The 24,888-nt window shown below is 36.2% G+C and carries 15 protein-coding genes; all 15 read right to left on the bottom strand.

Annotation, left to right across the window (positions count from 1 at the left end; genetic code table 11):
* Nucleotides 1–5 precede the first annotated feature (5 nt).
* The 15 genes from Q5O86_RS02455 to Q5O86_RS02385 all read right to left on the bottom strand — a co-directional run bounded on the left by Q5O86_RS02455 (nt 6) and on the right by Q5O86_RS02385 (nt 24,767).
* Nucleotides 6–329, bottom strand: a complete 324-nt coding sequence (locus Q5O86_RS02455) for a DUF1292 domain-containing protein (protein WP_302625555.1) — start codon at nt 327–329, stop codon at nt 6–8.
* Between the two features lie 105 nt (nt 330–434).
* On the bottom strand, nt 435–2,270 hold the full coding sequence (locus Q5O86_RS02450; protein WP_302625554.1) for an ATP-dependent helicase: 1,836 nt from the start codon (nt 2,268–2,270) through the stop codon (nt 435–437).
* A 106-nt stretch (nt 2,271–2,376) separates the two neighbouring features.
* Nucleotides 2,377–3,834, bottom strand: coding sequence for a glutamate--tRNA ligase (gene gltX, locus Q5O86_RS02445; RefSeq protein ID WP_302625553.1), 1,458 nt, complete (start codon nt 3,832–3,834; stop codon nt 2,377–2,379).
* A 171-nt stretch (nt 3,835–4,005) separates the two neighbouring features.
* Nucleotides 4,006–4,581: an AAA family ATPase gene (locus Q5O86_RS02440; protein ID WP_302625552.1), complete on the bottom strand. Its 576-nt coding sequence runs from the start codon at nt 4,579–4,581 to the stop codon at nt 4,006–4,008.
* A 563-nt stretch (nt 4,582–5,144) separates the two neighbouring features.
* A complete protein-coding gene (locus tag Q5O86_RS02435) occupies nt 5,145–5,561 on the bottom strand; it encodes a hypothetical protein (RefSeq protein ID WP_302625551.1) in 417 nt (138 codons plus the stop codon).
* 23 nt (nt 5,562–5,584) lie between these two features.
* Nucleotides 5,585–6,733 carry a fibronectin type III domain-containing protein gene (locus Q5O86_RS02430; RefSeq protein ID WP_302625550.1) on the bottom strand — a complete coding sequence of 383 codons (1,149 nt, stop codon included), beginning with the start codon at nt 6,731–6,733 and terminating at the stop codon, nt 5,585–5,587.
* 170 nt (nt 6,734–6,903) lie between these two features.
* Nucleotides 6,904–7,497 (bottom strand): AAA family ATPase, encoded by a 594-nt coding sequence (locus tag Q5O86_RS02425; protein WP_302625549.1) that lies wholly within the window; start codon nt 7,495–7,497, stop codon nt 6,904–6,906.
* 111 nt (nt 7,498–7,608) lie between these two features.
* Nucleotides 7,609–9,672 (bottom strand): RND family transporter, encoded by a 2,064-nt coding sequence (locus tag Q5O86_RS02420; RefSeq protein ID WP_302625548.1) that lies wholly within the window; start codon nt 9,670–9,672, stop codon nt 7,609–7,611.
* 15 nt (nt 9,673–9,687) lie between these two features.
* Nucleotides 9,688–12,012 (bottom strand): hypothetical protein, encoded by a 2,325-nt coding sequence (locus tag Q5O86_RS02415; RefSeq protein WP_302625547.1) that lies wholly within the window; start codon nt 12,010–12,012, stop codon nt 9,688–9,690.
* 151 nt (nt 12,013–12,163) lie between these two features.
* The gene (locus tag Q5O86_RS02410; RefSeq protein WP_302625546.1) at nt 12,164–12,742 is read right to left on the bottom strand and encodes a TetR/AcrR family transcriptional regulator C-terminal domain-containing protein; all 579 of its coding nucleotides are present in this window, start codon (nt 12,740–12,742) and stop codon (nt 12,164–12,166) included.
* Between the two features lie 320 nt (nt 12,743–13,062).
* A complete protein-coding gene (locus Q5O86_RS02405) occupies nt 13,063–18,228 on the bottom strand; it encodes a glycosyl hydrolase family 18 protein (protein WP_302625545.1) in 5,166 nt (1,721 codons plus the stop codon).
* Between the two features lie 198 nt (nt 18,229–18,426).
* Nucleotides 18,427–19,158, bottom strand: coding sequence for a TVP38/TMEM64 family protein (locus tag Q5O86_RS02400; protein ID WP_302625544.1), 732 nt, complete (start codon nt 19,156–19,158; stop codon nt 18,427–18,429).
* 34 nt (nt 19,159–19,192) lie between these two features.
* On the bottom strand, nt 19,193–20,047 hold the full coding sequence (locus Q5O86_RS02395) for an undecaprenyl-diphosphate phosphatase (protein ID WP_302625652.1): 855 nt from the start codon (nt 20,045–20,047) through the stop codon (nt 19,193–19,195).
* Nucleotides 20,048–20,161: 114 nt separating this feature from the next.
* A complete protein-coding gene (locus Q5O86_RS02390) occupies nt 20,162–20,785 on the bottom strand; it encodes a TetR/AcrR family transcriptional regulator (protein ID WP_302625543.1) in 624 nt (207 codons plus the stop codon).
* A 31-nt stretch (nt 20,786–20,816) separates the two neighbouring features.
* Nucleotides 20,817–24,767 carry an efflux RND transporter permease subunit gene (locus Q5O86_RS02385; RefSeq protein WP_302625542.1) on the bottom strand — a complete coding sequence of 1,317 codons (3,951 nt, stop codon included), beginning with the start codon at nt 24,765–24,767 and terminating at the stop codon, nt 20,817–20,819.
* Between the last annotated feature and the right edge of the window lie 121 nt (nt 24,768–24,888).

Below are 24,888 nucleotides of genomic sequence, written 5' to 3'. Positions count from 1 at the left end.
ACCTTCTACTGTATATTTTCTTCTTCATCAATAATTTCGTCATACTCGCCTTCTTCTACCAAAGCATCAAAGGCCTCAGATGCGAGATAAAATTCTGCTTCTGTCTCAATATTATCAAGTCCCGGCTCTCCGTCTTCCTCTTCATAGTATCTATAGAGAAAAACCTCGCCTTCCTCATTTTCCGGTCCCTCCGTCGGAAGCAAAGCAATATAATCCTGTCCGTTTTCAGCTTCAAATATACTTACAACAAGGCAATCTACCTCACTGTCATCTTCTAATGTCAGAGTAACAAATAAATCTTCATCCTCTTCAAATTGGTTCTTTCCCATATTACCCTCTTTCTGCGTATTTACGCCGTATGATATATAACTTTATCAAAATAAGCGCTAAAATGCAACAAAACAACCATTAATTCACGAAAAGTTAACATATTTCTATTCAAGCATTTCATTTGCAAACATCGACATCTCTACATCACATCCCAGACTTTGTGCAATGCCAAACACAAACAGCTCCTCTGCTGCTCTCGTGACTGCCACATAAAACACTCTTCTTTCTTCCTCAAAGTCCTTTTCCCGAATCGCTTTTGTAGTAGGAATAATTCCCTGATTAACATCTAAAATAAATACTATTTTAAATTCCAGCCCTTTTGAGCCATGCATTGTCATAATTGGAATCCCTTCTCCCACCATGTCTCTTTTTGCACCAAGAGAGAGTTGACTTTCCACATCCTCAAGCCACTTTTCCAGTGTATGGAAATTATGCGCTGCATTGCTGATATCATCCAGCTGTTTTGACAATGCAGAAAATTTCACTTTATTTTGTAATGCAAACTGCTTTAAATACTTCTCATATCCTGCTCCATATCTAATATAGGTGACTGCAGCGCCCGGTTTTAATTTTCGAATCATATCAAAATGAAATTGTAACTCAACAATATTATTTATAATCTCACTGCTGTTACAATAAATTTTTTTCAGTTCTTCCAAACCAATTTCACCTTTCCCAATCACCTGCCTGCTAATATATCTCTGGGGTTTATTTAAAATGTAAATCAGATGTTCGTTATCTCTCAATGGCATTTTTTCATAGGAAATTGCAGCTCTCACATAGCTTATAACTTCCTTCGCAACTTTACCCTGATATATATTATCTCCTTTTTTCTTTGAATGAGTATTTATCTGCACATTTTTGAAATAAGCCTGTATTGGTGGTATTTGTACATTATTTCTAACTAGAATTGCAATGTCCTCTGCCCGCATTCCATTTTTTAAATATTGCCTCACCTTATCTGCCACATACCTCAATTCCTCACATTGATTTTTAAATTGCCTTATATCTGCCCCCCTGCCTTTTTTATTTCCTGAGACAATTTTTTTATCAAATCTCTGTTTGTTATTGCCAATCAAATTTTCTGCTGCTTTCACTATCTCTGGTGTTGAGCGATAATTAATGTTCATCACAACCTTTTTCGCTTCTTTATAATCCTCTAAAAATTTGTTCATTATCGCAGGGCATGCTCCACGAAATCCATAAATAGACTGGTCGTCATCCCCCACAACAAAAATATTCCGCTGTTTTGCAAGCATTTTTATCACTTTATACTGTATCATATTAATATCCTGAAATTCATCAATCAATATATACTCAAATATTTCCTGCCACTTTCTTAAAACTTCGGGTTTCTCACAAAAAAGCTCATAGCATCTTAAAATTATGTCATCAAAATCAAGCTTTTGTTCCGCTTTAAGTTCCCTTTCATATTCAATAAAAATATCGGAAAAAACTTCCCATTTGCAGCATTTTGGTGCATAATCCCGTAATTGTATCATGTTTCCCTTGACACAACTGATTTCCCCTAAAATACTTTGTATAAACTCGACAATATTTCCTGTCTCTATTCTTTTTCTCAATATAATTTCTCTGATTATATCTTTTTGTATATTGGACGTTATAATATCTTGCCCCCGATATCCATAGGACAATTTCAAAATCCTAAAATATACACTATGAAAAGTTCCAAAAGTAACCGGATAGTTTCCTTTTACCCGGTTTTCTCCGCTCATTATACCAAAGAATTTCTTTTGCATATGTACTGCCGCCGCCTTCGTAAATGTAACTACCATAATTTTCTCAGGGGAAACACCTTTTTCTATTAAATTTTTAATTCTATGGGTAACAACTGTAGTCTTTCCAGACCCGGGACCTGCAAGAACAATGGCCGGTCCCTCCTTATGGCTGATTGCCTCGATTTGTGACTGATTCAACATAACAACCTTTCCGGTTGTGTTCTCTCCGGATTTGATTATATATTTTACTCAGATAATAGTCAATGACCGGAAACAGCATTAGCCGCATTCCGGTCATTCAATTCCTCTACTTAGATAACAGTTCAATTCCTTTTTTTATTCTTAAAATTGATTCTACTTTTCCGATAATCTCCATAATTTCAAATGCGCCTGCCGGTGTCATCTGCTTTCCTGAAACAGCTGTTCTAAGAGGCCATAAAGCCTGTCCATTTTTACATCCTTTCTGCGCGATATACTCAAATACAACATCATGTAATCCGTCTGCTGAATAGTCATCCGTCTTCTCTAATATTGGAAGCAGTTCTGTCAAAACTTCCAGTGAATTTTCTGAATTTGTTTTCATCTTTTTATGTGTATACATCTCAGGATTATATTCCGGAAGTTCCTCAAAAAAGTCGACCATATCAACAATCTCCGGAAGAATTTCGATTCGTGTCTTAACCATATCCAAAATCTTTTCTAAATCTAAATCTTTTGTAATCGCCTTTTTGACATATGGCATTGCAATTTCATAGAACTTATCATTATCCATTGCCTTAATATATTCTCCGTTCATCCATTTTAATTTCTGGATATCAAACACAGACGGACTCTTATTCACTTTATGATAATCAAAATTCTGTATCAGTTCATTTAAAGAAAAGATTTCTGTATTATCCTCAGGGCTCCATCCTAGAAGTGCAATATAGTTTACAATTGCCTCAGACAAAAATCCCTGCTCAATCAAATCTTCATATGACGAATGTCCGGAACGCTTACTCAGTTTTTTATGCTCCTCATCCGTAATAAGCGGAAGATGAACATACTTTGGAGCCTCCCAGCCAAAAGCCTCATATAATCTCTGATATTTTGGAGACGAGGAAATATATTCATTTCCCCTTACAACATGTGTAATCTCCTGCAAATGGTCATCCACAACATTCGCAAAATTATACGTCGGATAGCCATCTGATTTAATTAAAATCATATCATCTAATTCTTTATTCTCTACTGTAATCTCTCCATACAACTCATCAAAAAACGTTGTAGTTCCCTCTGTAGGCATATTTATCCGGATAACGTATGGCTTACCCGCATCAAGATTCGCCTGTATTTCTTCCTTTGAAAGATTCAGACAATGCTTATCATAAACCGTAATTTCTTTTCCATCCTCACCAACAGAAGTTTTTAATGACTCCAATCTTTCTTTATCACAAAAACAGTAATAAGCATTTCCTGTCTCAATCAATTTCTTCGCATACTCTAAATATACTCCTGATGCCTGACGTTCACTCTGTACATACGGACCATATCCTTTATCCTTATCCGGTCCCTCATCATGTACCAGACCCGTCTGCTCTAATGTTCTATATATGATATCAACAGCGCCTTCCACATAACGTTCTCTGTCTGTATCCTCTATTCTCAAAATAAAATCTCCACCTGCATGCTTCGCAATTAAAAATTCATAAAGCGCAGTTCTCAAATTTCCTACATGCATTCTTCCTGTAGGACTCGGTGCAAATCTTGTTCTAACCTTTGTCATTTTTTCTCTCCTGTTTGATGTTATTGGCAAAATGCCATTTTTATTATAATTCTTTTCATATACTTTCGCAAGTACACTGCTATGCTAAATACAAAGAATCGTGTGCGGAAACTCCACACACGATATATTATTCCATGTCATTCACAAAAACTTATGTTCCTGCAGCACTTTTTATTTTAATTCTTCAAAATATTTTACCGCTTTACCGATAGATGTCTTAAATGAATTGTCAGATGAATTATCAAATAAGAAAATATTCTTAATGCCTTCCGGTACAGAAAAATCTAATTTTTTAACATATTCATCCCAATTATCTAACTTCCATGTATCTCTGTCTGAGTTTCTTGCAATCATACGCTGTCTGCACACTTCTACATCGCACTGTACCCACACAACTACCAGCTCAGCACCCTTTTTCTCTAAAAGCTGCTGTCTTAAATTCTCCATATAACCCGGAGTTCTCACTTCTCTGGTATAAGGTGCATTGATAAATACTGTGTCATTATATTCTAAAGCTTCCATCGCAATTTCCATAATACAATCGTATTCGTAATCTCTAATCTCCTCTTCAAAGAAATCCGAACTTCTGTTATACTCTTCATTTGCAACGACAAAAATCTGTTTTGATAATACAATCAATGAATCTTTATCAAGATATACACAGTTTGGAATCGCCTTTGCCAGTTTCTTTGTTACAAATGTTTTTCCACATGCAGGTGGAGATGTCACTAAAACTAATTTCTTCATAATAATTAACCTCTTTATATATATAATGAAATCGTTACAAATTTAACCCAATTTCTTTACATAATACCACTAAATACCAGCCTTAGTCAACACTAATCCCCCCAAATACTGACACTTTTTATCACAAATATCATGATTTCGGCTATTAGTCAAGGTACTAACCGTTCTTTACACCCCTCACTATTTTTTTACATGGATTTTTTTACAAAACACACCCCTTCAAGGAACTGACAAAATACGAATATAAAACGCTTGATTCGTTTCATATTCTATAAAAACAGGAATGGCATCTCAGATTACTCTAAGATGCCACAAAATTGAAAGGGTTTAGATTATTATGTTACCTAAAAATCTAATACACTTATAGTTTAAAAATTAAAAACATTTTTTGCAAGATTGCACTTTTGCATTTATTTTTTTTGTGATTTTTGCACAATATTCAATTTAATATTCCTGGTTTTAGCTTGCTTTTTTGTTATTTATGCACTATTTTTGTTTTTCTTGCTCTTAGAACAAATAACACAATTCTTCAAAAAACAATAAAAATATTTTTATACAATATTTTAACTATAAAATTGGTTGTTATCCGGCTTGTTTTCCCCTGCGACTTTGATGTTCGTATCGTCCATTCTCACCTTCGGAATCACGATTGGCGGAAGTCCTGCATTTACCATAATCGTTGTTATTAATGCTCTTACATGAGGATAAATCTCATCATATGCTTTTTTATGAATCTCTTTTTTATCCATCCCCGGCTCACAGTCCAAAAACGCTGTCGCACTTATTTTAAAATTAAAATCCATTGGCGCAGTCTTTTCCATCATATCAATTGTAAGATTTGCCGCACAATGTAAATTGTCATTGGTATATTTCACATTAAATGCCGCCCTCTGTTCAATATCCAGCTTTACCTGCCCCTCAAGTTTATTTGTAAGGTCTATTTCCTCTACCTTCAATCCTTTAAAAGTCAATTCACCCATAATATTACCTCCTTAATGATACTTTACTTAATAATTTTAACACTTTTTACTTTGCTCCATTTTCCAAAATATGTATTTCCATTAAAAAATTTATATGCCCTTACTTGAATATAATATTTTTTATTTTTCTTTAGTTTCGCAGTTGTATATTTTGCAGTATTTTTCTTAATCTTTCTTATTTTTGCCTTTGTAATTGCTTTTTTATTCTTTGCATACCTCACTTGATATCCCGTCACTTTTGATATACGCTTCCACGAAAGTTTTATTTTCTTTCCTTTTATATTTTTAATCTTTTGGATTTTCACTTTTTGTACGCTAGGTGCGGTAGTTGGTATCGGTCTGTTTGGATTTTCTTCGGCTTTAATTGTTCTGATTGTCGTTCCCGTATACTCTGTTCCCTGTCCTTTCAGCGTAATTGTAATATTCCCTTTTGTATCCGTATAAACAGTGTAATCATAATCTTTTCCACGCGTCATTGAACGGCTTCCATTATTCACATTGACATACAATGTTTTATTTTCAAAACCGATTCTGATAGTTACATTTGCAATTGCTTTTTTAACGATATTAAATCTTTTTTCTATAACTCCGCTATAATTATCTAATCCCTCAATCCGAATTACCGCAGTTCCCGGATAAAAATTATTTTCATATACAACTGTAAAATCAGCCATTGTATTTAAATTCATACCATTATATTTCAGCTTAATAATTGGCGTAATATCTTTTCCGATAAATTCATACTGCGTCTTTACCTGTGAATCATCTACACTAACATCCTTATCCGTCAGTTTTTTAGGTGAAATTTCAAACTCTAAAGTTTTCTCTCCACTATAACTGCCTATCCCTTTAACAATAACAGATGCCATTCCCGCATTTGTATTATGACCATATTCTAACACATAATCCACATTTTGAGTCAAAACACTGTCACCATGATTTACAATAACTTCCGGTTCACATTTCTTTCCTGTATAGACATATTCCTCTGTCACTAATTCCATATCCATGTCTGAAATATCTGTATCTTTATCTTTGTTATCCTGAATTTCACTTTGATATTCATTTTGGTTAACAAAACTATCATCGGCTATTGCTGTATAATCGAAATCCAATGACATTATCCCCATAGAAACGGCTACTATAAATGCCAGCTTACCTTTATTTTTCACGACACTATTCTCCTCATTCTAAAATTTTAAGCACTTTGTCTCTTAAGTGAACTATGTACATATACAAGGTAGACTACAACTGTGATACGATTATGTCTATTATAATATAACATCGTAAAAAAAAGCAATTAGAACTTAACTTTGTCCTAATTGCTTAAAATACTTTTTAATTAATGTAATCCGCCCACATAACTCTGTATCATTTTTTGTGCCGTCTCAAAATCTATTTTTCCTGTATTGATACAAATATCATATCCTCTGGAATCACCCCATTTGTTTTCACAATAAAAATTATGGTAAGTCTTTCTCATCTTATCCATTTTTTTCATTTTATTTTCTGCCTGCTTCTGAGTGATACCTTCCCGCTCCATAACCCTTTTTGTTTTGCTTTCTTTATCTCCCATAATAAAGACTCTCACAAGGTTAGGATTGTCTGCCAATATTTCGTCTGCACATCTTCCAATGACGACAAAAGACTCCTTCTCCTCATCCGCTTTTTTTCTTAAAAAATTAAACTGTTTTATTGCTATTTCCTGCTCTAATGACATCGTATTTCCTGCAATCGGTATCGGAATAAAACTCAAATTAACCGGTCTCTCATCAAATCTTTCCAACACTTCTTTGCTATATGCACCGTCTTTTGCCAACTCATCCAGCATTTCCTTATGATACAACGGAATATTATAGTATTCTGCCAAACGTTTTGCAATTACATGACCGCCACTTCCAAATTCACGTCCTATCGCTATAATAATCTGTCTCATAGTACCGCCCTCCTGTCCTTTTTATTTATTATATCACAGATTCATATTTTAGGTAACAAAAAAGGGCAATCGACGTGATTTTTAACAAATTGTTTCGATGCCCTTTATTATCTAATTTAAAAATTTGTAACTGCCTTTTACAATTAATTTATCAAATATAATAAACATTGCCGGCAAAATACATATTACGCAAATCATACTTACAATAGCTCCTCTTGCCATTAAAAGACAGAGCGAACTAATCATATCTATACTGGAATAAACTCCTACACCAAACGTAGCTCCAAAAAACGTACATGCACTAACGATAACTGACTTCATCGTTGCTTTCAAAGCATCACCGGCTGCTACTTTTCTGTCTTTACCACAAGAACGCTCCAGCTTATATCTGTTTGTCATTAAAATTGCATAGTCTACAGTAGCGCCCAACTGAATTGTTCCAATAACAATGGATGCAATAAACGGAAGAACCGTACCTGTATAATATGGAATACCCATATTAATAAAAATAGCAAATTCAATTACGGAAACAAGTATAACTGGAAGAGTTATAGACTTGAACACCAACGCTACAATAATAAAGATTAAAAATATGGATACAAAACTTACTGTTGCAAAATCTTTATTTGTAATTTTAATTAGGTCTCTTGTACACGCAGCCTCTCCGACCAGCATACCTGTGTCATCATATTTTTTGATAATTTTTTCGACAGCATTGCACTGGGCATTTGCCGCATCCGAACCGGTTTTATATGCGGACATAAATATCAACATTTCATGGTCATCACTCTGCAATTCTTTTGTTAATTTTTCAGGAATAAACGCATCGGGTACAGAGCCATCCAACACACTTTCCATACCTAATGCCATCTGTACACCATCAACTTTTTTCACCTCGTCTAACAGGGCTGAAACATTCTTTGATGGTGTCTTTGTACTTAAGAGTATAATATTTGCCGACCCTAAATCGTAATCCTCTGACAATTTATTTTGTGCTGCCACACTCTCTAAACTATCCGGAAGACTTAGAGAAAGGTCATAATATACTTTCGCATTTGACTGCCCATATATTGCAGGCACTAAAAGTAAAATAAATAAAGCTACAAATATTTTATAATGTTTTGATATAAACCCCGGCACTTTATTGAAATCCGGCAAAATTTGTCTATGTTTTGTTTTGTTTATGATTTTATCAAACACAAGTATAAATGAAGGCAATATTGTCACACATGATATAACTCCGAGAATAACTCCTTTCGCCATAACAATTCCTAAATCTAGTCCTAATGTAAAACTCATAAAACAAAGTGCAATGAATCCTGCCACTGTTGTAATCGAGCTGCCGACTACAGAAGATATCGTTGCTGTAATGGCATTTGACATCGCTTTTTTATTATCGCCACCTGTCTTTTCTAAGTGTTCTTCATAACTATGCCATAGGAAAATAGAATAATCCATAGTCACACCAAGCTGAAGCACTGCCGCTAAAGCTTTTGTAATATAAGAAATTTCGCCCATTACAAAATTACTTCCCAAATTATACACAATGGCCATTCCTATGCTTAAAAGGAAGAATATTGGAATCATAAATGAATCCATTAATAGGGAAAGAATAATAACCGATAAAGCTACCGCAATGCACACATAAATCGGTGTCTCATGTTCCGACAAATCCTTTGTATCCGTAACAATCGCAGAAATTCCACTAATCATACACTGATGTTTTGTGACATCTCTAATTTCATTTATGGCTTTCATTGTTCCATCACCGGAACTTGTGTCATCAAAAATTACAAGCATAATCGTAGATGTGTTTTTATTGAATGCATCATAAACTTCACTTGGCAACATGGACTTCGGCATTCCCAAATCCGCAAACGTATCATACCACAATACCTTGCTTACATGGTTTACATTCTCCATTTTTGCTTTCAGTTTAGAAACATCACTATCACTCATTTTATCTACCATAACAATTCCAAAGGCTCCTGAGTGAAACTCATCCATCAGAATATCCTGACCTTCCATCGTATCAATTCCATCAGGCAGGTAGTACAAGAGGTCGTAATTAACTCTCGTATTAAAATAGCCAATCGCAGCCGGTATCAGTAAAAGTATTCCAATAATCAATATGGCATGTCTGGCTTTTACAATATACTGTCCAAATTTCTTCATATCTTATCAGCTCCTTTACTTGTCTGCTTTAATCTCCGCCGTCTTAAATACAAATTTCACATCTCCACTCATATCACTGTTAATACCTGTAAATGACTTATATTTCTTTCCGGCATTTAAAATATCCTCGATTGAATGAATTGCATCCTTTGCCTCTTTACCAAAAATGCTTGTGATTTTACTGATTCCTTCATCATTTAACTTGATTGCTCCACTCTTAAGCTCCTGCGTCCCATCAGCTAATGTAACAATACCATTGGCAAGTGTTTTAGCACCGTCTGATAAAGTGTTTGCACCGCTGCCAATCTGAACCGCACCGGAATTTACCGTACCAATACCCTCTTTAATCTGTGGACTTGCCGCACCTAATTTAGATTTCATTTCCCCTGTACCGTCGGATAATTGTTTCATACCTGTATTCAGGGCTCCTGTGCCATCTTTTAATTTCTTTGCTCCTGCTGACAAATCTTTTGTTCCAACTGCAAGATTTTTTGTTCCTCCCGTTAATTCTCCGGTTCCATCTTTGAGTTGCGATGTTCCTCCTGCAAGGGTGGCAGCACCCGTATTCAATTGATTAATTCCCGCATACAATGTAGATATTCCATTACTAATCTGACCTGCTCCCGTTTCCAGGACACTCATTCCTGAAAGCAATTTTTGTATCTCTGCCGCCTTTGCCTGTATCTGGGACTCAAATGTACTCTTTACACTTTCTAACGTTTGAACGCTGTAATAAGCCTGAAGCAATGTATAATAGGTTGTGATATCAAGCCCTTTCGCCTGTAAAACAGTGTTTAAATCCATCCCCTGTTTTACTGCGCCATTAATCCCTTCTACCACCTGATTTAATGCCGCTTCGCTTCCTATCATTCCCCCTGTAGCCGTACCAAGCTGTGTGATTATTCCATCTATCTGTTTCTGTATAGAACTCGGTGTTCCCTGTAAAGTTGATGCCAATTCTTTCACTCCGGCATTTGCTTCTTTGGCTCCGGCTGCAAGAGCTTTAGAACCGCTGTTCAATCCTGGTGTTACTGTACCATCATCCTTTTTCGTATCTTCAAAGGCTGCTTTTGCAGTGGATAATCCGGCCGATAAGTCTCCTGCTCCATTATCCAGTTTTTTTGCTGCATCATCTAACTTCTTTGCACCGGTGTCTAACGTTTTAGCTCCACTGTTCAATTTTTTTGCGCCATCATCCAATGACTTTGCACCTGATTTTAAATCTTTCGTTCCCTTATAAACTTTTTTAGCTCCACTGTCTGCGGAAGCAACTCCTTCAAGAAGAGCCTTATTAAATACAGAATATTTATCCAGCAATTCTGTAGTTCCTGCCGATAAAATTCCTGTATACTTAGCCAAATCAGCAGCGCCATTATTTATCTTAGACGAACCATCTTTTAATTGCCCCACTCCATTATTTAATTCTCCTGCTCCATCTGCAAGTTTATCAGCACCATCTGATAATTCTTTCATTTTCTCGTCCACATCAGAGAAATCTAATGTATTTTCTAAATCCATGTCCCCTAATTTTGATGTTACTGCTGTGAGGGTCATATCCATCGAGAAATTCTTTACATCCGCAGTAACTGTTACACATTCCGGAATATCAATATCTCCAATATACTCATCTGCTTTATCGATTGTTTCCATCAACTCATCTTTAAAGCCCGGTACTGCATAACCAATGACAATATTGGAATCGTTATATTCTACTAATTTTCCATTGTCAACTGTAACATTTGAAAAATCACTGTTCAAAACCATTCCTGTTAACGCAAGAAACGGTACAAAACTGTCACTGCCTGTTGTGTTATTTTTATAATTATAAACAATTTTTACTTTGCCGCTTTTTCCTGCCAGCTCCTCAGCAGAAATTTGTTTCCCATCTAAATAGTATGTAATATCAATGTCTATCGGTGCTGTCTGTGTTGTCGTCCCTTGGTAAGAAATGTCTTCACCTTTATTTTCCCAAATCAACTTTCCATCGTCTCCTTTGGCGAATAACTCATCTCCACTGATATTAATAATATCATTTAAATTCGAAACATCGCTGATATTATTTTTTCCCGACACTTTTAGCACATTACTCACTGTTGTTTTGGAAACGGAACCATCCGCATTCATTTCCACATATACAGTTTCTTTTTTGTCAATATCTTTCGCCTCTCCAAGCTTACTTGTAAGTAATGCTTCTACACTTGCACTATTTGTGTTCTCCTGAGCTTTATCTATTTTACTGCTTATATCTGTATCATGGACATTTCCACATCCGCTCAGACACCATATCGTCATTGATGCTACTAATGTTAAACTAATTCCTTTTTGAACGTAATTCTTCATAACAAACTTCACTCCTTTATAAAATTCTACAATACAGTATACAATTATAATTTCAAAAATCATTATACAATTTTATACATTCACTTATTTTTTTTACACCAGTCTTAATTTGTATATTTTAAAAACTTTGTCCAAAATTTTTACTTGTGTTTTATTTCTTACCTTCACTTTTATGGTACAAATATAACTCATGTCCAATTCGCTCTGTACTTAGGGACATATTTTGAAGCAATCTTGCCAGTTCCGCTTCATCCTCTTTCATGCCTTTAAGTGCCCAGTCAACAATCACTCCGGTTAACCCATACGCAAAAAAACGTGCATAGACATCTCTCATTTTTTCTTCTAAATGATTATACAAATTTAAATCTTTGATTGCCTTGTTAAACAATTCCATAAATATTTTTTGCAAATATTCTGAGAAGAAATCATTAGACGACTTTATTGTATTCATAAAAAACTGTTTTCGTTCTTTCATGTAAACAAACAACTCAACAATTTTTTCTCCCCAGTTATCAAATGTTAAATCTTTTGTCAATGGAATAACTAACTCCTGTGTGTAAATCCATGCCAGCAACTCATACTTATCATTAAAATGATAATAAAAAGTCTGACGGTTTACCCCACAATGTTCTGTGATATCCGCCACCGTTATTTTGTCCAGAATTTTTATTGTACCTAACTCCTTTAAGCTCTCTGCCAAGGCTTTTTTTGTGATATTTGAATTTGCCATATTGCGCCTCCTTTTTTTATACATTTGTCTGTTTTTTATCCATCTGTATTATAACACTTTTTCCATACTTGTAAATGATTTTTTTACATGTGTATAATTTTTCTTAAAACACGCAAATTTGTTTTCCTTGTCGCTTATAATCGAGTAGGCTGACTCCTTACTCAATTACGCAAGCCAACATCTCGAAGCACAGCTTTTCGTTGTTCTTACGCCCGGCAAATGATATTTTGTGCAAGCACAATATTATTTGCCAGGCTTTTGCTACAAAAAAAAGAAGATACTCCGTATCGAAGTACCTTCTTTCTATTATTTTATATTCATTATTTTACAATAATACTGCTCCAGTTATAATCTACTTCCTTATATGAAGGATTTACAACTTTCAAAACTTTGTTATACAGATAGTCATGTGCTGAACTTGTATTCATCTTTCTATTCTGATATAAGTTATCACAAATATCATATACAGAGTATGAACGTACATTACTGTATACATAGCTTCCATCCTCAAGTAAAGCATATGCTCTTACTTTATATTTTGTTGAATATTCAACTGCTGTGTTTGTAGCAAACAGCGTTGTTCTTACAAAATATGTAGCTGTCTGAGAATTTCCTAATGCTGTATCGCTCGTTCCAACCGGTGTAGAATCCATTGATACAATATATTTATTCGTTGTTCCAACATACATATCCGCATCTGTAACACCCAGTGATTTACCATTCATACTATCCACTGCATAGATGAATCCCCACTTAGTTACATTCTTGTTGTTTATTGTAGGTTCTACGGAACCAACAACTCTGCTTCCACCTAATGTTGTACTCATCTGATAACCTTCGATTTTTACCTTATCACTAATAGTAATTGTTTTACTATCTGGTGCAGTAGTCGTTTCTTCTTCAGGTTCCTTTTGTGTTGTCTCTTCTTCATCATTTCTCAATGTAGATAAGTATGCCTGGTTTTCTCTTACAAATGAATTACCATTCTGAACTGAATCCCAGTTAATTGACCATGACATGATACCTCTGATTCCAGGATATGCTGCTTCTAATTCTGAGAATGCTGCCTGTAAGTTTGCATTTGAAAGCTGACCACTTCCGGCTGCACTTGAAGATGATGGAACACCAATTACTACCTGGTCCGGTCTAAGAGGTGCAAAATATGTTGCATCACTCTTTGCTACACCTACGCCTGCTCCAACGTGGAATCCTTCCAAAAGCATCTTACACATTGCAACAACGCCTTCTTTTGTTCCCATATTATAGGATACTCCATCCGGTGCAGTAACTGGACTTGAGTTATATAACTGAACATGTACATATGATGTCTCTTTTCTGAGTGCATTAATCATTGGAAGATATGAACCTGCTCTGGCATCACAATACTGATTAATTCCTGCATAGTATGTATAACCCATCTGTACATAGAATGTCTCAGGTGCCCATGAGAGGATGAAATCATCTCCATAACTATTTACAATTGTTCTGATTGCTGAAACCATATTTGCAAGTCTAGGTGACTTGATTGTTCTAATATCTGTATCATTTCCCTGATTAAAGTTTACAGATGACTGCTCTAAATCAATATCAATACCATCGAAACCGTATTCATCAACAAATCCTTTGATATCACTTACAAACTGATTGATTGCTGCTGTAGAATCCAATGAGAAGTATCCTTCATATCCACCGATAGAAAGAACAATCTTCTTGCCCTTAGCCTGTAAATCTTTGACATCTTTCTTAAAGTCATCCTTTGTATAGCTTGAGGAAAGTCCTGATATGTTAAACTTCATTTTACCGTCTGTACTTCCTGCACTTACCGGTTCAGCAAATGAAATATTAATAACATCCCAGTTGCTGTCAACATCACGCAATTTGATAAATGGATTTCCATCATTACTCCATGTATGATAGTAACCAATCATAAGTCTTGAAGAAAGCCCTGTTGTAGAGGATGTTGTCTGTTTCTTTGTTGTCTGTTCTTCTTCCTTCTTCTCACTTGTTGTCTCAACACTTCCCGATGCTCCTGTAACATTTACAGAAAGACTTGCACCTGCTGTTTCTTTTCCATCTAAAGCTGCTGTAACCTTAATTGTATGTGTTCCATTTGTTGCAAATGTATATGTAACCTGTGTTGCTGCTGTATAGTTTGCATGGAATTTTCCATCAATGTAAACATTGTAAGACTGACCCAAAGCCATCTGCTCTTCTGTCTGTCCCCATGCAAATGTCACTGCCGGTCCTTCCTGCGCAGTTGTCGTTAATCCAATAACTTCGATTGGCTGTTTGCCACCAACCTGAGTTTTTGTAGTTGTTGTCTCTTCTTTTGTTGGTACATCCGGTTTATTTGTTGGCTGTTCTGTAACCGGTGCTGCATTGATAGCTGCTTTTGCTGCTTTTGCCCATGCATAATCCTGTTTTGCATCCCAGTTGATAGACCAGGTCATCAAGCCTCTGAATGTAGGATATGCTTTTGGTGGTGTAAATCCATCTGCTGAAGTACCATAAACCATCGCATTAAATGCTGTAACTGCCTGTGCCGGTGTTATCTGTCCTGATGTTGCTGCCGGTTGGCTGCTTGGCACGCCGATTGCCACCTGATCCGGTCTCAATCCGCTTTCAATATAAAGTGTAGACAGATTTGCCGGGAATGATGCATTTCCTGGATTTGCTACTCCTCCGCCATATCCGTTCATTCCACCGGAATTATAAAACTGTGTATGTACTGTTGTCAAAATATCCTTAATAGAGATTGCAAGATTCCAATAATATGAAGAGAATCCTGCTCCACCCGGAGTCATATATGCTGTTTCCGGAGCCATAGTGATAATGAAGTTCTCACCAAAATGATTACGCATTTTTCTAAGTGCACTTGCAATGTAGTTTGTTCCAGATACTGCTGCACCTTCAAGGTCAATGTCAACACCTTCGAATCCAAACTTTTCAATAATAGCAATCATGCTCTCTGCAAACTTGTCTGCTGCTTCATTACTATTAATTTCAATTCTTCCTTCTGCTCCGCCAACAGAAATCAATACATGCTGATTTCTTGCCTTTAATGTCTTCACATCCTGAATAAACTGTGCATCTGTGTATCCAATGGATTTCTGTAAATCTTCACTTACACCAAAAGTTGCTTCTCCCGGAGTTGCTGTGTTTCCTGTAAATGCTACGCAAATAACATCATAGTATGTCGGAACCTCTGCCAACTTCAGGTTTGTAGAACCATTGGAGAAGTTATGCCAATAACCTGTTACTGTATGCTGTGGTAAAACTCCATTTACTGTATAATTATTATCCGTTTCTTCTTCACCGCCGGACGGTCTTTCGGAACTTCCTGCAACTAAATCTGTTCTCTCTTTCCAAAGAGTAGCTCCTCCACCAATTGGTGGCCATCCGTCATGCGATGTATGAGGAATAATACACTCAAATACCTTATTCTGATACTGTACTAAATCACCAACTTTATATGAAACATTCTGAGCAGACCATTCCGGATAATTTCCTGTAGCCGTCTGTGCTTTTGTTGTTGTCTGCTGTCCACCTGACTGAGTTGTTGCAGGCTGCTGCGTTTTTGTTGTCGTCTGCTGTCCGCCTGACTGAGTTGTTGAAGGCTGTGTTGATTTTCCAACCAGACTCGTCCAGCCAAATTCTGCCGCATTTGCATTAGCTTTTCTTGTCATTCCAACTTCAACAATATTAGAAGCATCTGCCTTACCGGTAGAATCCGTCAGTGTCAATGTTGCTGTCTCTCCCGGCTCTAAACGATATGGCCATGACGTCATTGAAACTGTTGTATAATCACCTGACTTTCCGATTGTTCCACCTGCTTCCCACGCAGAACCTGAAAGTGAAGCTCCGTTTGCTGTCTTAATATAATACGTCGGATAAGTTGCTGAACCCGCAAACTTCTCTGCATAATAAAGAATATTTGCTTCTGCTCCCTGATGAAGCGTTCCCTGCTTCTCCGGAGTTGTAACTTTGTTATTGTTCTTGATTGTAATTGTATATTTGTCTCCCGATGCTGTCACTGTTGTTGCAAGATTCTCCATTTCCGGAAATTTAATTTCCTGCGCCTTAAGCTGGGAGCCTGAACCAAACAATGCATCATGACTTGTTTTGGTAACCTCACCGGCTGCATCAAGAGATGCCATCCATGAAATAAGTCCACCAAGAGGCTTGTTAAATGGATTTTTATATCCTGTTTCATTTCTTACATATTTTGCCTTTGCTGTTACCGACCTTGCGTTATCACAGGTAAAGAAATATCCTGTGCTGTCACTGTAATAGTAAGCAGCTTCTGCTGTTTCATCATAATATTCTTTTAATCCGTACTGATTTATAAGAGTTCCAATATCACTGTATGCGAAAGTACCACTTGTCGTTCCGTCAGCTGCCTTAACACTGTTCGGTGTAGCTGTCGCAAACAGACCCGGATTTTTCGGATCACGACCGTCATTTTTTACACCTGCCCATCCTCTTGTGTATGGTGCGATACCTACGACGATTTTTGAAGCATCAATCGTATTGCCATATGTATTATAAAGATACTTAATACATGCATCTACCGAAAACTGGCAATCCGGCTGTGACGTATGGTCGTACGCTTCATTTGTATATAACGCTGTCTGATGTCCTGTATATGCACTCCATGCACCTTGTAAATCGTATGTCATCATATTAGCAAAATCTACAATCTTTAATACTTTATCGTATTCAATCTGCTCCATCATTTTTGGTGATGCTGACATTGCTACAGATAATTCATAATGCTTATTATCAATCTTGTCATATTTATCTAATGCTGCTCTTAAATCCTGCATTAATAAAGTGAAATTCTGCTTATCTGCTGCTGAACCTTTGCAGCCCTTATCCACTGTTACACCGTTTCCTTCCGGATCAGGATCCCTGTCTGCTGTCGGATATTCCCAGTCAATATCTACAAAATCATATCCATATAAATGTGCTGTTTTTGCAATATTTTCTGCGAAATTCTTTCTGGTTGCTGCAGATGCCGCAACTTTTGGAAAATCACCGGAACGTGTCCATCCTCCTACGGAAAATCCGATTTTCATATTCGGATATTCATTTCTCAGCTGAATCATTGCCGGTATTACGCCCGCCCATGGGTCATCTGACTGTGCTGTATATCCTACATTTGGATTCTGAACATCCGCCCATGAGTCGCAGGAAATTACGTTACCGTTTTCATCCACATCTAAAAATGCAAAATTTAAATGTGTCATGTAATTTCCCGGAATCTTATTCGGCGTAAAATTCTTCTGTCCTGCATAAATAGACCATTCACCGTAATACATAACATTACGGTATTGAGGTGTAATTACTGCTGCGTCAACAGTTTTACTATTATCCCCAACTGCTACATAACCACACATTAGGTTAAAAACCATAATGATGGTCAACACTACGCTCCAAACGCGCCGTGTTATTGATTTTTTGTTGATAAAACCACTTAATTTCATCGTTCCCTCCTCAAAATTTAACAAAAAATGTTCTAAAATCCTTTATATCTTAGCACTTTTTACCAAAGGTTAAAAGAGAAAACCTAAAAGTTTGAAACGTTTTTATGAAATGCACAAAAAAATCCAAAAAAGAAACAATAGAAAACAAGTTTTTTTTATCCAACGCTAAAAAATAGCTACTATGATAAAAAAATGACACTATTCTTCATTTCTTGTCATTGTTATTTTTTTGTATACAAGCGCTCCTGCCATACTTATTAACATGATAATAACCAAAACTACCACCGCCATTGTATATTGTTTCGTCCCCAGAGCATGTCCTCCCATAGCCGATACAAGTATCGCCGGAAAGCGTGCAACTGTAGATATCACAAGCCACACGGACAATTTTATATTTGTCAATCCCATAAAATATGAAATTAAATCTTTTGGCATTCCGGGAATTAAAAAAATTATAAATACTAATATGTTGCGCTTCTTTTCATTTTGAAGAAACTTTAAATTCTGTATTTTTTCTATTGGGAAAAATGCTTCCACAAACTTTACGCCAAACACTCTCACAAACCAAAATACAATTGCGCATCCTATAATAGAGCCAATCGTACAAAATATAGTAGCCGGAATTGCTCCAAACGCATATCCGGCTCCTATTTCTAAAGCACCTCCCGGTATAATGGCAATAATAATCTGCAATACCATAGCGCCAACACATACAAATCCGCCCCACATACCGAAACTGTCTACCCAGTCTCTGAACATTTCCGGCTCATTAAAATATTTTGCTACAGGTACTGCAATTGCAACCGACAGAATTACAAATATAAGCAGCCCAATAATACTGATAATTTTTCTCTTACGCCCTATCCGTTTATCATCTATATTATTACTGCTGATTTCATCACTTTTTTTCATAAGATTGTATTTTTTCATCCCCCACCTTTATCATTCTCAATCCTATTATTTCCTATCTAACTAAAAAATAAACTAAAACAATCACACCCAAAATAATTCTATACCATCCAAAAATCTGAAAATCATGTTTTTTAATATAACCCATCAGAAATTTAATAACGAGAAGCGATACAACAAAAGCTACAATCATTCCCCAAATAAGTATACTCAGCTCCGTGCCCGTAAACGCAAACCCAAACTTTAACATTTTTAATGCACTCAATCCGAACATAACCGGCACTGCAAGGAAAAAGGTAAATTCTGCCGCTGCCACTCTCGACACTCCGATAAGTAAAGCTCCAATAATTGTAGAACCGGAACGAGACGTTCCCGGAATAATAGATAACACCTGAAACAGACCAATGATAAATGCCGTTTTATATGTAATATCTGATAATGTTTTTACCTCCGGAGTCCTTTTTTTGTTCCATCTTTCTACTATAATAAAAGCAACACCATAGAAAATAAGTGTAATAGCAATTACTGTTGGTGTATGTAAATGTTCTTCTATGAAATCATCAAACAAAATCGTAACAGCTGCTCCCGGAATACATGCCACCACAACTTTAAACCATAATGACCATATATCTTTTCTAAGAATCGTGCCTTTTGGATTTTCTCCAACTGCTAACTCTTTTCTCTTAAACGGCCACATTTTATTCCAAAACAGTACGACAACGGCGAGAATCGCTCCTAACTGTATTACAACAAAAAACATTTCTTTAAATTCATCACTCACATTCATATGAATAAATTCATCTACAAGCAACATATGTCCTGTACTGCTGATAGGAAGCCATTCTGTTATTCCCTCCACAATTCCTAAAAAAATCACTTTTAGAATTTCTATAATATAATCCATCTCCACATCCTTTCTCACTATTTCTGCTGTTTTAGCAACTTGTATTTACTTCTGCCATTATACATTATATGTAATTTCTATGCTATTTATTTTAAATAAATTTATTATGTATTTTACATATTAGCAAAAGATTTTTGTATAATGCCGTCTCAGTGACTGTATTCTGGCATGAAATATTTTCTGCAATCTCTTTTTATCCGCAATGTCACTGCTCAAAAATATTTTATCCAGAACATCCCGGATGATTGCCCCTATAATCCCTAAGAGGATAAAGATTTCCTCCTCATCCTCTACATTGAGTTTATCTCTATTGATTTTTTGTACTAACTTTCCTGTCATCTCATTACAATCTTCTCTCGAACGTCTTATAGATTCACTCCATATCATTTCAAAAATCCAAGGTTCAGAAAATACCATCTTCAAGATTCCGGTATTTTGAACAGAACCATTTATAAACTCTTTCATACAATCATCTATGCACTCAAAAATATCTCCGTCACACCGGACTAATTTTAAAGAAAATTCATTAGCAATAGTTTTCACATGTTCCTCAATTACATATAAAAACAAATCTTTTTTGTCATCAAAATACTGATAAAAACTTCCTCTTGGAATATCTGCATCTTTAACAATCTGATTGATAGAAGCTTTACTATATGTATTTTTGTAAAATTCCTCATATGCCGCCTGCAATATTCTTTGTTTCTTTTCATCTGCTAACCTGTGAAAGGTATCTTTTGGCATTTTATCACCTCTATACTTTTATCTTTTTTAATTATTTTTTCTCTCTGCTATCCTCCCCTATTTCACCAAGTAAATCTGATGTCTCATCCGGAATTTCATCCAGATTTTCCTCTCCTACATCGATTACTTTTGGCTGTCTTCTGTATAAAATATCATATAGCACAGGCACAATAAACAATGTCATAAACGTTGCATACAGTAAGCCGAAGCTCACGACAATCGCCATACCTTTCTGCATCGCATTTCCCGCATCCTGCGAAAATACCATAACACTCATAGATAATATTGTAGTGATTGCTGTCATTAAAATCGGTCTCATTCTCGTTTTTCCTGTAGCAATCAATGCAGTTCGCTTTTCTACTCCCTGTATTCGCAGTTTATTTGCATAATCAACAAATACGATACCGTTGTTAACCACTGTTCCCATCAGAATCATGAATCCCATGAGTGCCATTGCAGATATAGACTGTCCAAACAGCATCAGACCTATCATACCTCCGGTGAATGCCAATGGTACTGTAAAGATAATAATAAACGGTGATAACAGGCTCTGGAACTGTGCCACCATGACAAGATATACGAGCACAAAACCTAACGCAAGTGCAAGAATCATTTGTATAATCATTTCCATAACCTGCGCCGATTCCCCTTGAATTTCAATAGAATATCCGCTTGGGGCTTCATACTTATCAATCTGTTTTTCCAAATCGCGCGATAAGAGCGTCGCATTATATCCATCCTTTATCTCTGATGTGACAGACATATATCTACTCATATTTTCGCGGTTAATACTATCTACGCTCTCACCCTCAATCATTTTTGCAAATTTAGACAATTTATATTTTTTTGTTACTTCCTGTCCCTCATCATTTCTGGTTGTTGCTGTAATTTCTGTATTCATCAAATGCTCATAGTCAGGTTTATCCGTTTCATTTACAAGATTTACATCCATTTCTTTGTCATCAACACGAATGGAAATTGCTTTCTTATCCGTTGTAATTTTCTCAGAAATCTGTTGATAAATCTGTGCCACGGTCAATCCCATCGAAGCGGCTTTATTTTTATTAATTTCCAGATGTATCTGCTTATTCTTATCATCCAGACCATTTGTTACATTTTCAGTACCCTCAATATCCTGCATCATTTTCATGACATCCTTACTAATGTCAATTAATTTTTCCTGATTTTCACCATAGATATTGACCTCTAATCCCTGTCCCATCATGCCGGACATCCCTCCAAGGGCTGATGACGATACAGTAATTTCCTCACATTCAATGTCTTTTGTGTTATTCTCAATTTCTTTTATAATTTTTTTAAACTGTTTTGTTGTAGTAATATCCTTGTCTGTTATAATACTAAAGCTAAATTGTGAAAAATTATCAGAAGAACCTCCCAGCATAGATGATGTGGCACTGGCATTTCCATCCATCGCACCAACCTTATCGATTCCATCTACTTTTAAAATTGCTTCCATAACTTTGTCCGCTGTGGCATATGCCTCTTCCTTTTCCACATCATCTTCCAATTTCAGTGACACAGAAACCTGGTTGCTTTCCATATCATCCATCATAACAAGCCCCATTCTAAATACTTGAATGACACAAATAACAAGTAACAGAATAGCAATCAAAAGTGGAACCAGTTTATGCCGCAAACAAACTCCTAACAATTGTCCATATTTATCTTTTATCTTATCAAAAAATGTATGTTTATGTGTTTTCGTTTTTTTCAGCACAGTAGCACTTATCGTCGGTACAACTGTCAATGCAACGATTAAAGAGGCAATTAAAGCATACGATATCGTAAATGCAAACGGTATCAGTAAATCACTGACTGTTCCCGTAACATATACCATAGGCAAAAATACACATATCGTTGTCAGTGTTGAAGCTACAATCGGTCCGGCAACCTGCTTCGCTCCCTGAACTGCTGCTCTTGGCGCCGAAATTCCCAAACTTCTAAGTCGGTATACATTCTCCATTACTACGATAGAATTATCTACCAACATACCGATTCCAAGACAGAGTCCTGCCAAAGACATAACATTTAATGTAATTCCCGTAAAATACATGATAATGATTGCAAACAAAACACTAAATGGAATACTGAATGCTACAATTAATGTCGGTTTCACATCTTTTAAAAATAGCGCCAACACAATAATCGCAAGAATTGCACCCAACAGCATACTTCTTAACACCGTACTCACAATCATATCAATATAATCACTCTGGTCCATCAACGAAGTAATGGACAATCCACTGTACTTTTCTTCTAACTCACTGGCAGCCTTATCAACCCCATTAGAAACCGCACTCGTATTTGATGTACTTGATTTATAAATGGCGAGAAGTATGGCAGCCCTTCCATTGATTTTAGAATAACTTTCTCCGGCATTGTCTACTATCGTGACATCTGCCACATCCGACAATTTTATTTTTCCGACGCCTGCTATTTTAGTCAATACCATATTACTTAACTGCTTTTTATCCGTAAAATTGTCACCGATATCTACAAGCCACTGATTATCTTTCCTGTCATCAATATAACCTACCGGCATCGAAAAATTCTGTGCGTAAATAAGATTGGATAGCGTCTCAAGCGTTAATAATGCATTTACATTTGAATTTTCAACTGCAGCCTTTCTCGAATCTTTCAATTTTTTCTTTGCTTCCTTCAACTCGCTTTTTGCAGATTCCATCTGCGTCTGAGCCGCTGACATCTGTGCCTGACCGGAACCAAATCCTGCTGCCGCACTATAGCCGCCTGCTATCGCCTTTGACTGGTTTTCATCCATCCCCTCCATCTGCTTTGATATCGCTTCTGACATGGCGGAAGCTGCTTTTATTTCTATTTCTAAGTTTCCCAGCTCTGTAGCTATCTGTGGAAGCCTTACTTTTACAGCATTGTAAATCTGTTTCAAAGAATCATAACTTAAATCTTTTGTCTGTTCTCCATAACCCAGCTTTTCCAGCCAGGAAATAAATGCTTTAAAATTCTTTTTATTTCCAACAGCCTCCTCTACACTTCCCGGTACTTTTATACCCGACTGCTCCGCTACATTTCCAAACTGGGATTTGAACTGTGAAAACATCTTATCGATTGTTTTATATGTATTTTCCAGCTTTGCATCCTTATATGCTTTCTTTTCTGCTTCTAAAGCACTTTTGCTGGCTTTTAAGCTGTTCAGTGATGCCTCATAAGCTGCTTTTGACGCCTGCGCCTGAGCTATCTTGACCTGCGCATCTGCAAGTTCTTTATTCGTACTTTCCTGCTTTCCCTCCAAGGCAGTCTTTTGTTCTGACAATTGTTTTTCGCCATCTTCAATTTTCTTTTCTGCCTCGTCAATCTCGTCTTGCGCATCGGAAAGTTTCCCATTCGTCTTACTCAGGATTTTGTTGTTTATTTTATCAATCTTATCTTCATTGAGCTTTACTTCTATAGAATCTGTCGTAAGCCCCATAGATGTAATACTTGCAACCCCTTCCTGGCGTTCCAAATATGGCTGCAATGTGTTTTTTGTGAAATCCGTGAGTTCTTTAATATCTTTTCCCTTATAATCCACTCCCACATACATGGTTGCCATCATATCCATGCTGATTTCCATGATGTTCGGTTTTCCACATTCGTCCGGCAAATCAACTGAATCCACAATTTTTGAAACTCTGACCAATGCCGAATCCATATCTGTATTATCTGCAAACTCCAGCATAATCATACTATAATTATCTGCTGACCTGCTCTGTATATTTTGTACTCCATTTACTGTTCCCAGAGAACTTTCGAGTGGCTTTGTCACATCATTTTCCACCTTTTTCGGCGAAGCTCCAGGTTCCGTTGTAATTACCATCATATATGGAACTTCCATATCCGGCATTAAATCTGTGTTCATTTTAGTCAGACTAACACCTCCGATAAGCAATATAATAATTACTGCAACAACCACAAAAAATGGCTTTTTAACAAAAAATTTTGTCATTACCTTATATCCTTTCATATTATCTGTCTCAGCTAAATGCCATATATCTATTTAAAATATGTAATTTTTCTCCATATGATATCCATTCATTCTCACATAAATAAAATATGACACCGTGTCA

The sequence above is a fragment of the uncultured Eubacterium sp. genome (genome assembly GCF_937958975.1).
Classification (GTDB): domain Bacteria; phylum Bacillota; class Clostridia; order Lachnospirales; family Lachnospiraceae; genus Eubacterium_G.
This window is presented reverse-complemented; position numbering and strand designations above follow the sequence as displayed.

Bases quoted from the DNA above. Each gene is read 5' to 3' on its own strand.
- Q5O86_RS02450 (WP_302625554.1), bottom strand. From the start codon at position 2,270: ATGTTGAATCAGTCACAAATCGAGGCAATCAGCCATAAGGAGGGACCG.
- Q5O86_RS02400 (WP_302625544.1), bottom strand. From the start codon at position 19,158: ATGAAAAAATACAATCTTATGAAAAAAAGTGATGAAATCAGCAGTAAT.
- Q5O86_RS02440 (WP_302625552.1), bottom strand. From the start codon at position 4,581: ATGAAGAAATTAGTTTTAGTGACATCTCCACCTGCATGTGGAAAAACA.
- gltX (WP_302625553.1), bottom strand. From the start codon at position 3,834: ATGACAAAGGTTAGAACAAGATTTGCACCGAGTCCTACAGGAAGAATG.
- Q5O86_RS02410 (WP_302625546.1), bottom strand. From the start codon at position 12,742: ATGGCAAATTCAAATATCACAAAAAAAGCCTTGGCAGAGAGCTTAAAG.
- Q5O86_RS02420 (WP_302625548.1), bottom strand. From the start codon at position 9,672: ATGAAGAAATTTGGACAGTATATTGTAAAAGCCAGACATGCCATATTG.
- Q5O86_RS02415 (WP_302625547.1), bottom strand. From the start codon at position 12,012: ATGAAGAATTACGTTCAAAAAGGAATTAGTTTAACATTAGTAGCATCA.
- Q5O86_RS02405 (WP_302625545.1), bottom strand. From the start codon at position 18,228: ATGAAATTAAGTGGTTTTATCAACAAAAAATCAATAACACGGCGCGTT.
- Q5O86_RS02455 (WP_302625555.1), bottom strand. From the start codon at position 329: ATGGGAAAGAACCAATTTGAAGAGGATGAAGATTTATTTGTTACTCTG.
- Q5O86_RS02425 (WP_302625549.1), bottom strand. From the start codon at position 7,497: ATGAGACAGATTATTATAGCGATAGGACGTGAATTTGGAAGTGGCGGT.
- Q5O86_RS02385 (WP_302625542.1), bottom strand. From the start codon at position 24,767: ATGACAAAATTTTTTGTTAAAAAGCCATTTTTTGTGGTTGTTGCAGTA.
- Q5O86_RS02435 (WP_302625551.1), bottom strand. From the start codon at position 5,561: ATGGGTGAATTGACTTTTAAAGGATTGAAGGTAGAGGAAATAGACCTT.
- Q5O86_RS02390 (WP_302625543.1), bottom strand. From the start codon at position 20,785: ATGCCAAAAGATACCTTTCACAGGTTAGCAGATGAAAAGAAACAAAGA.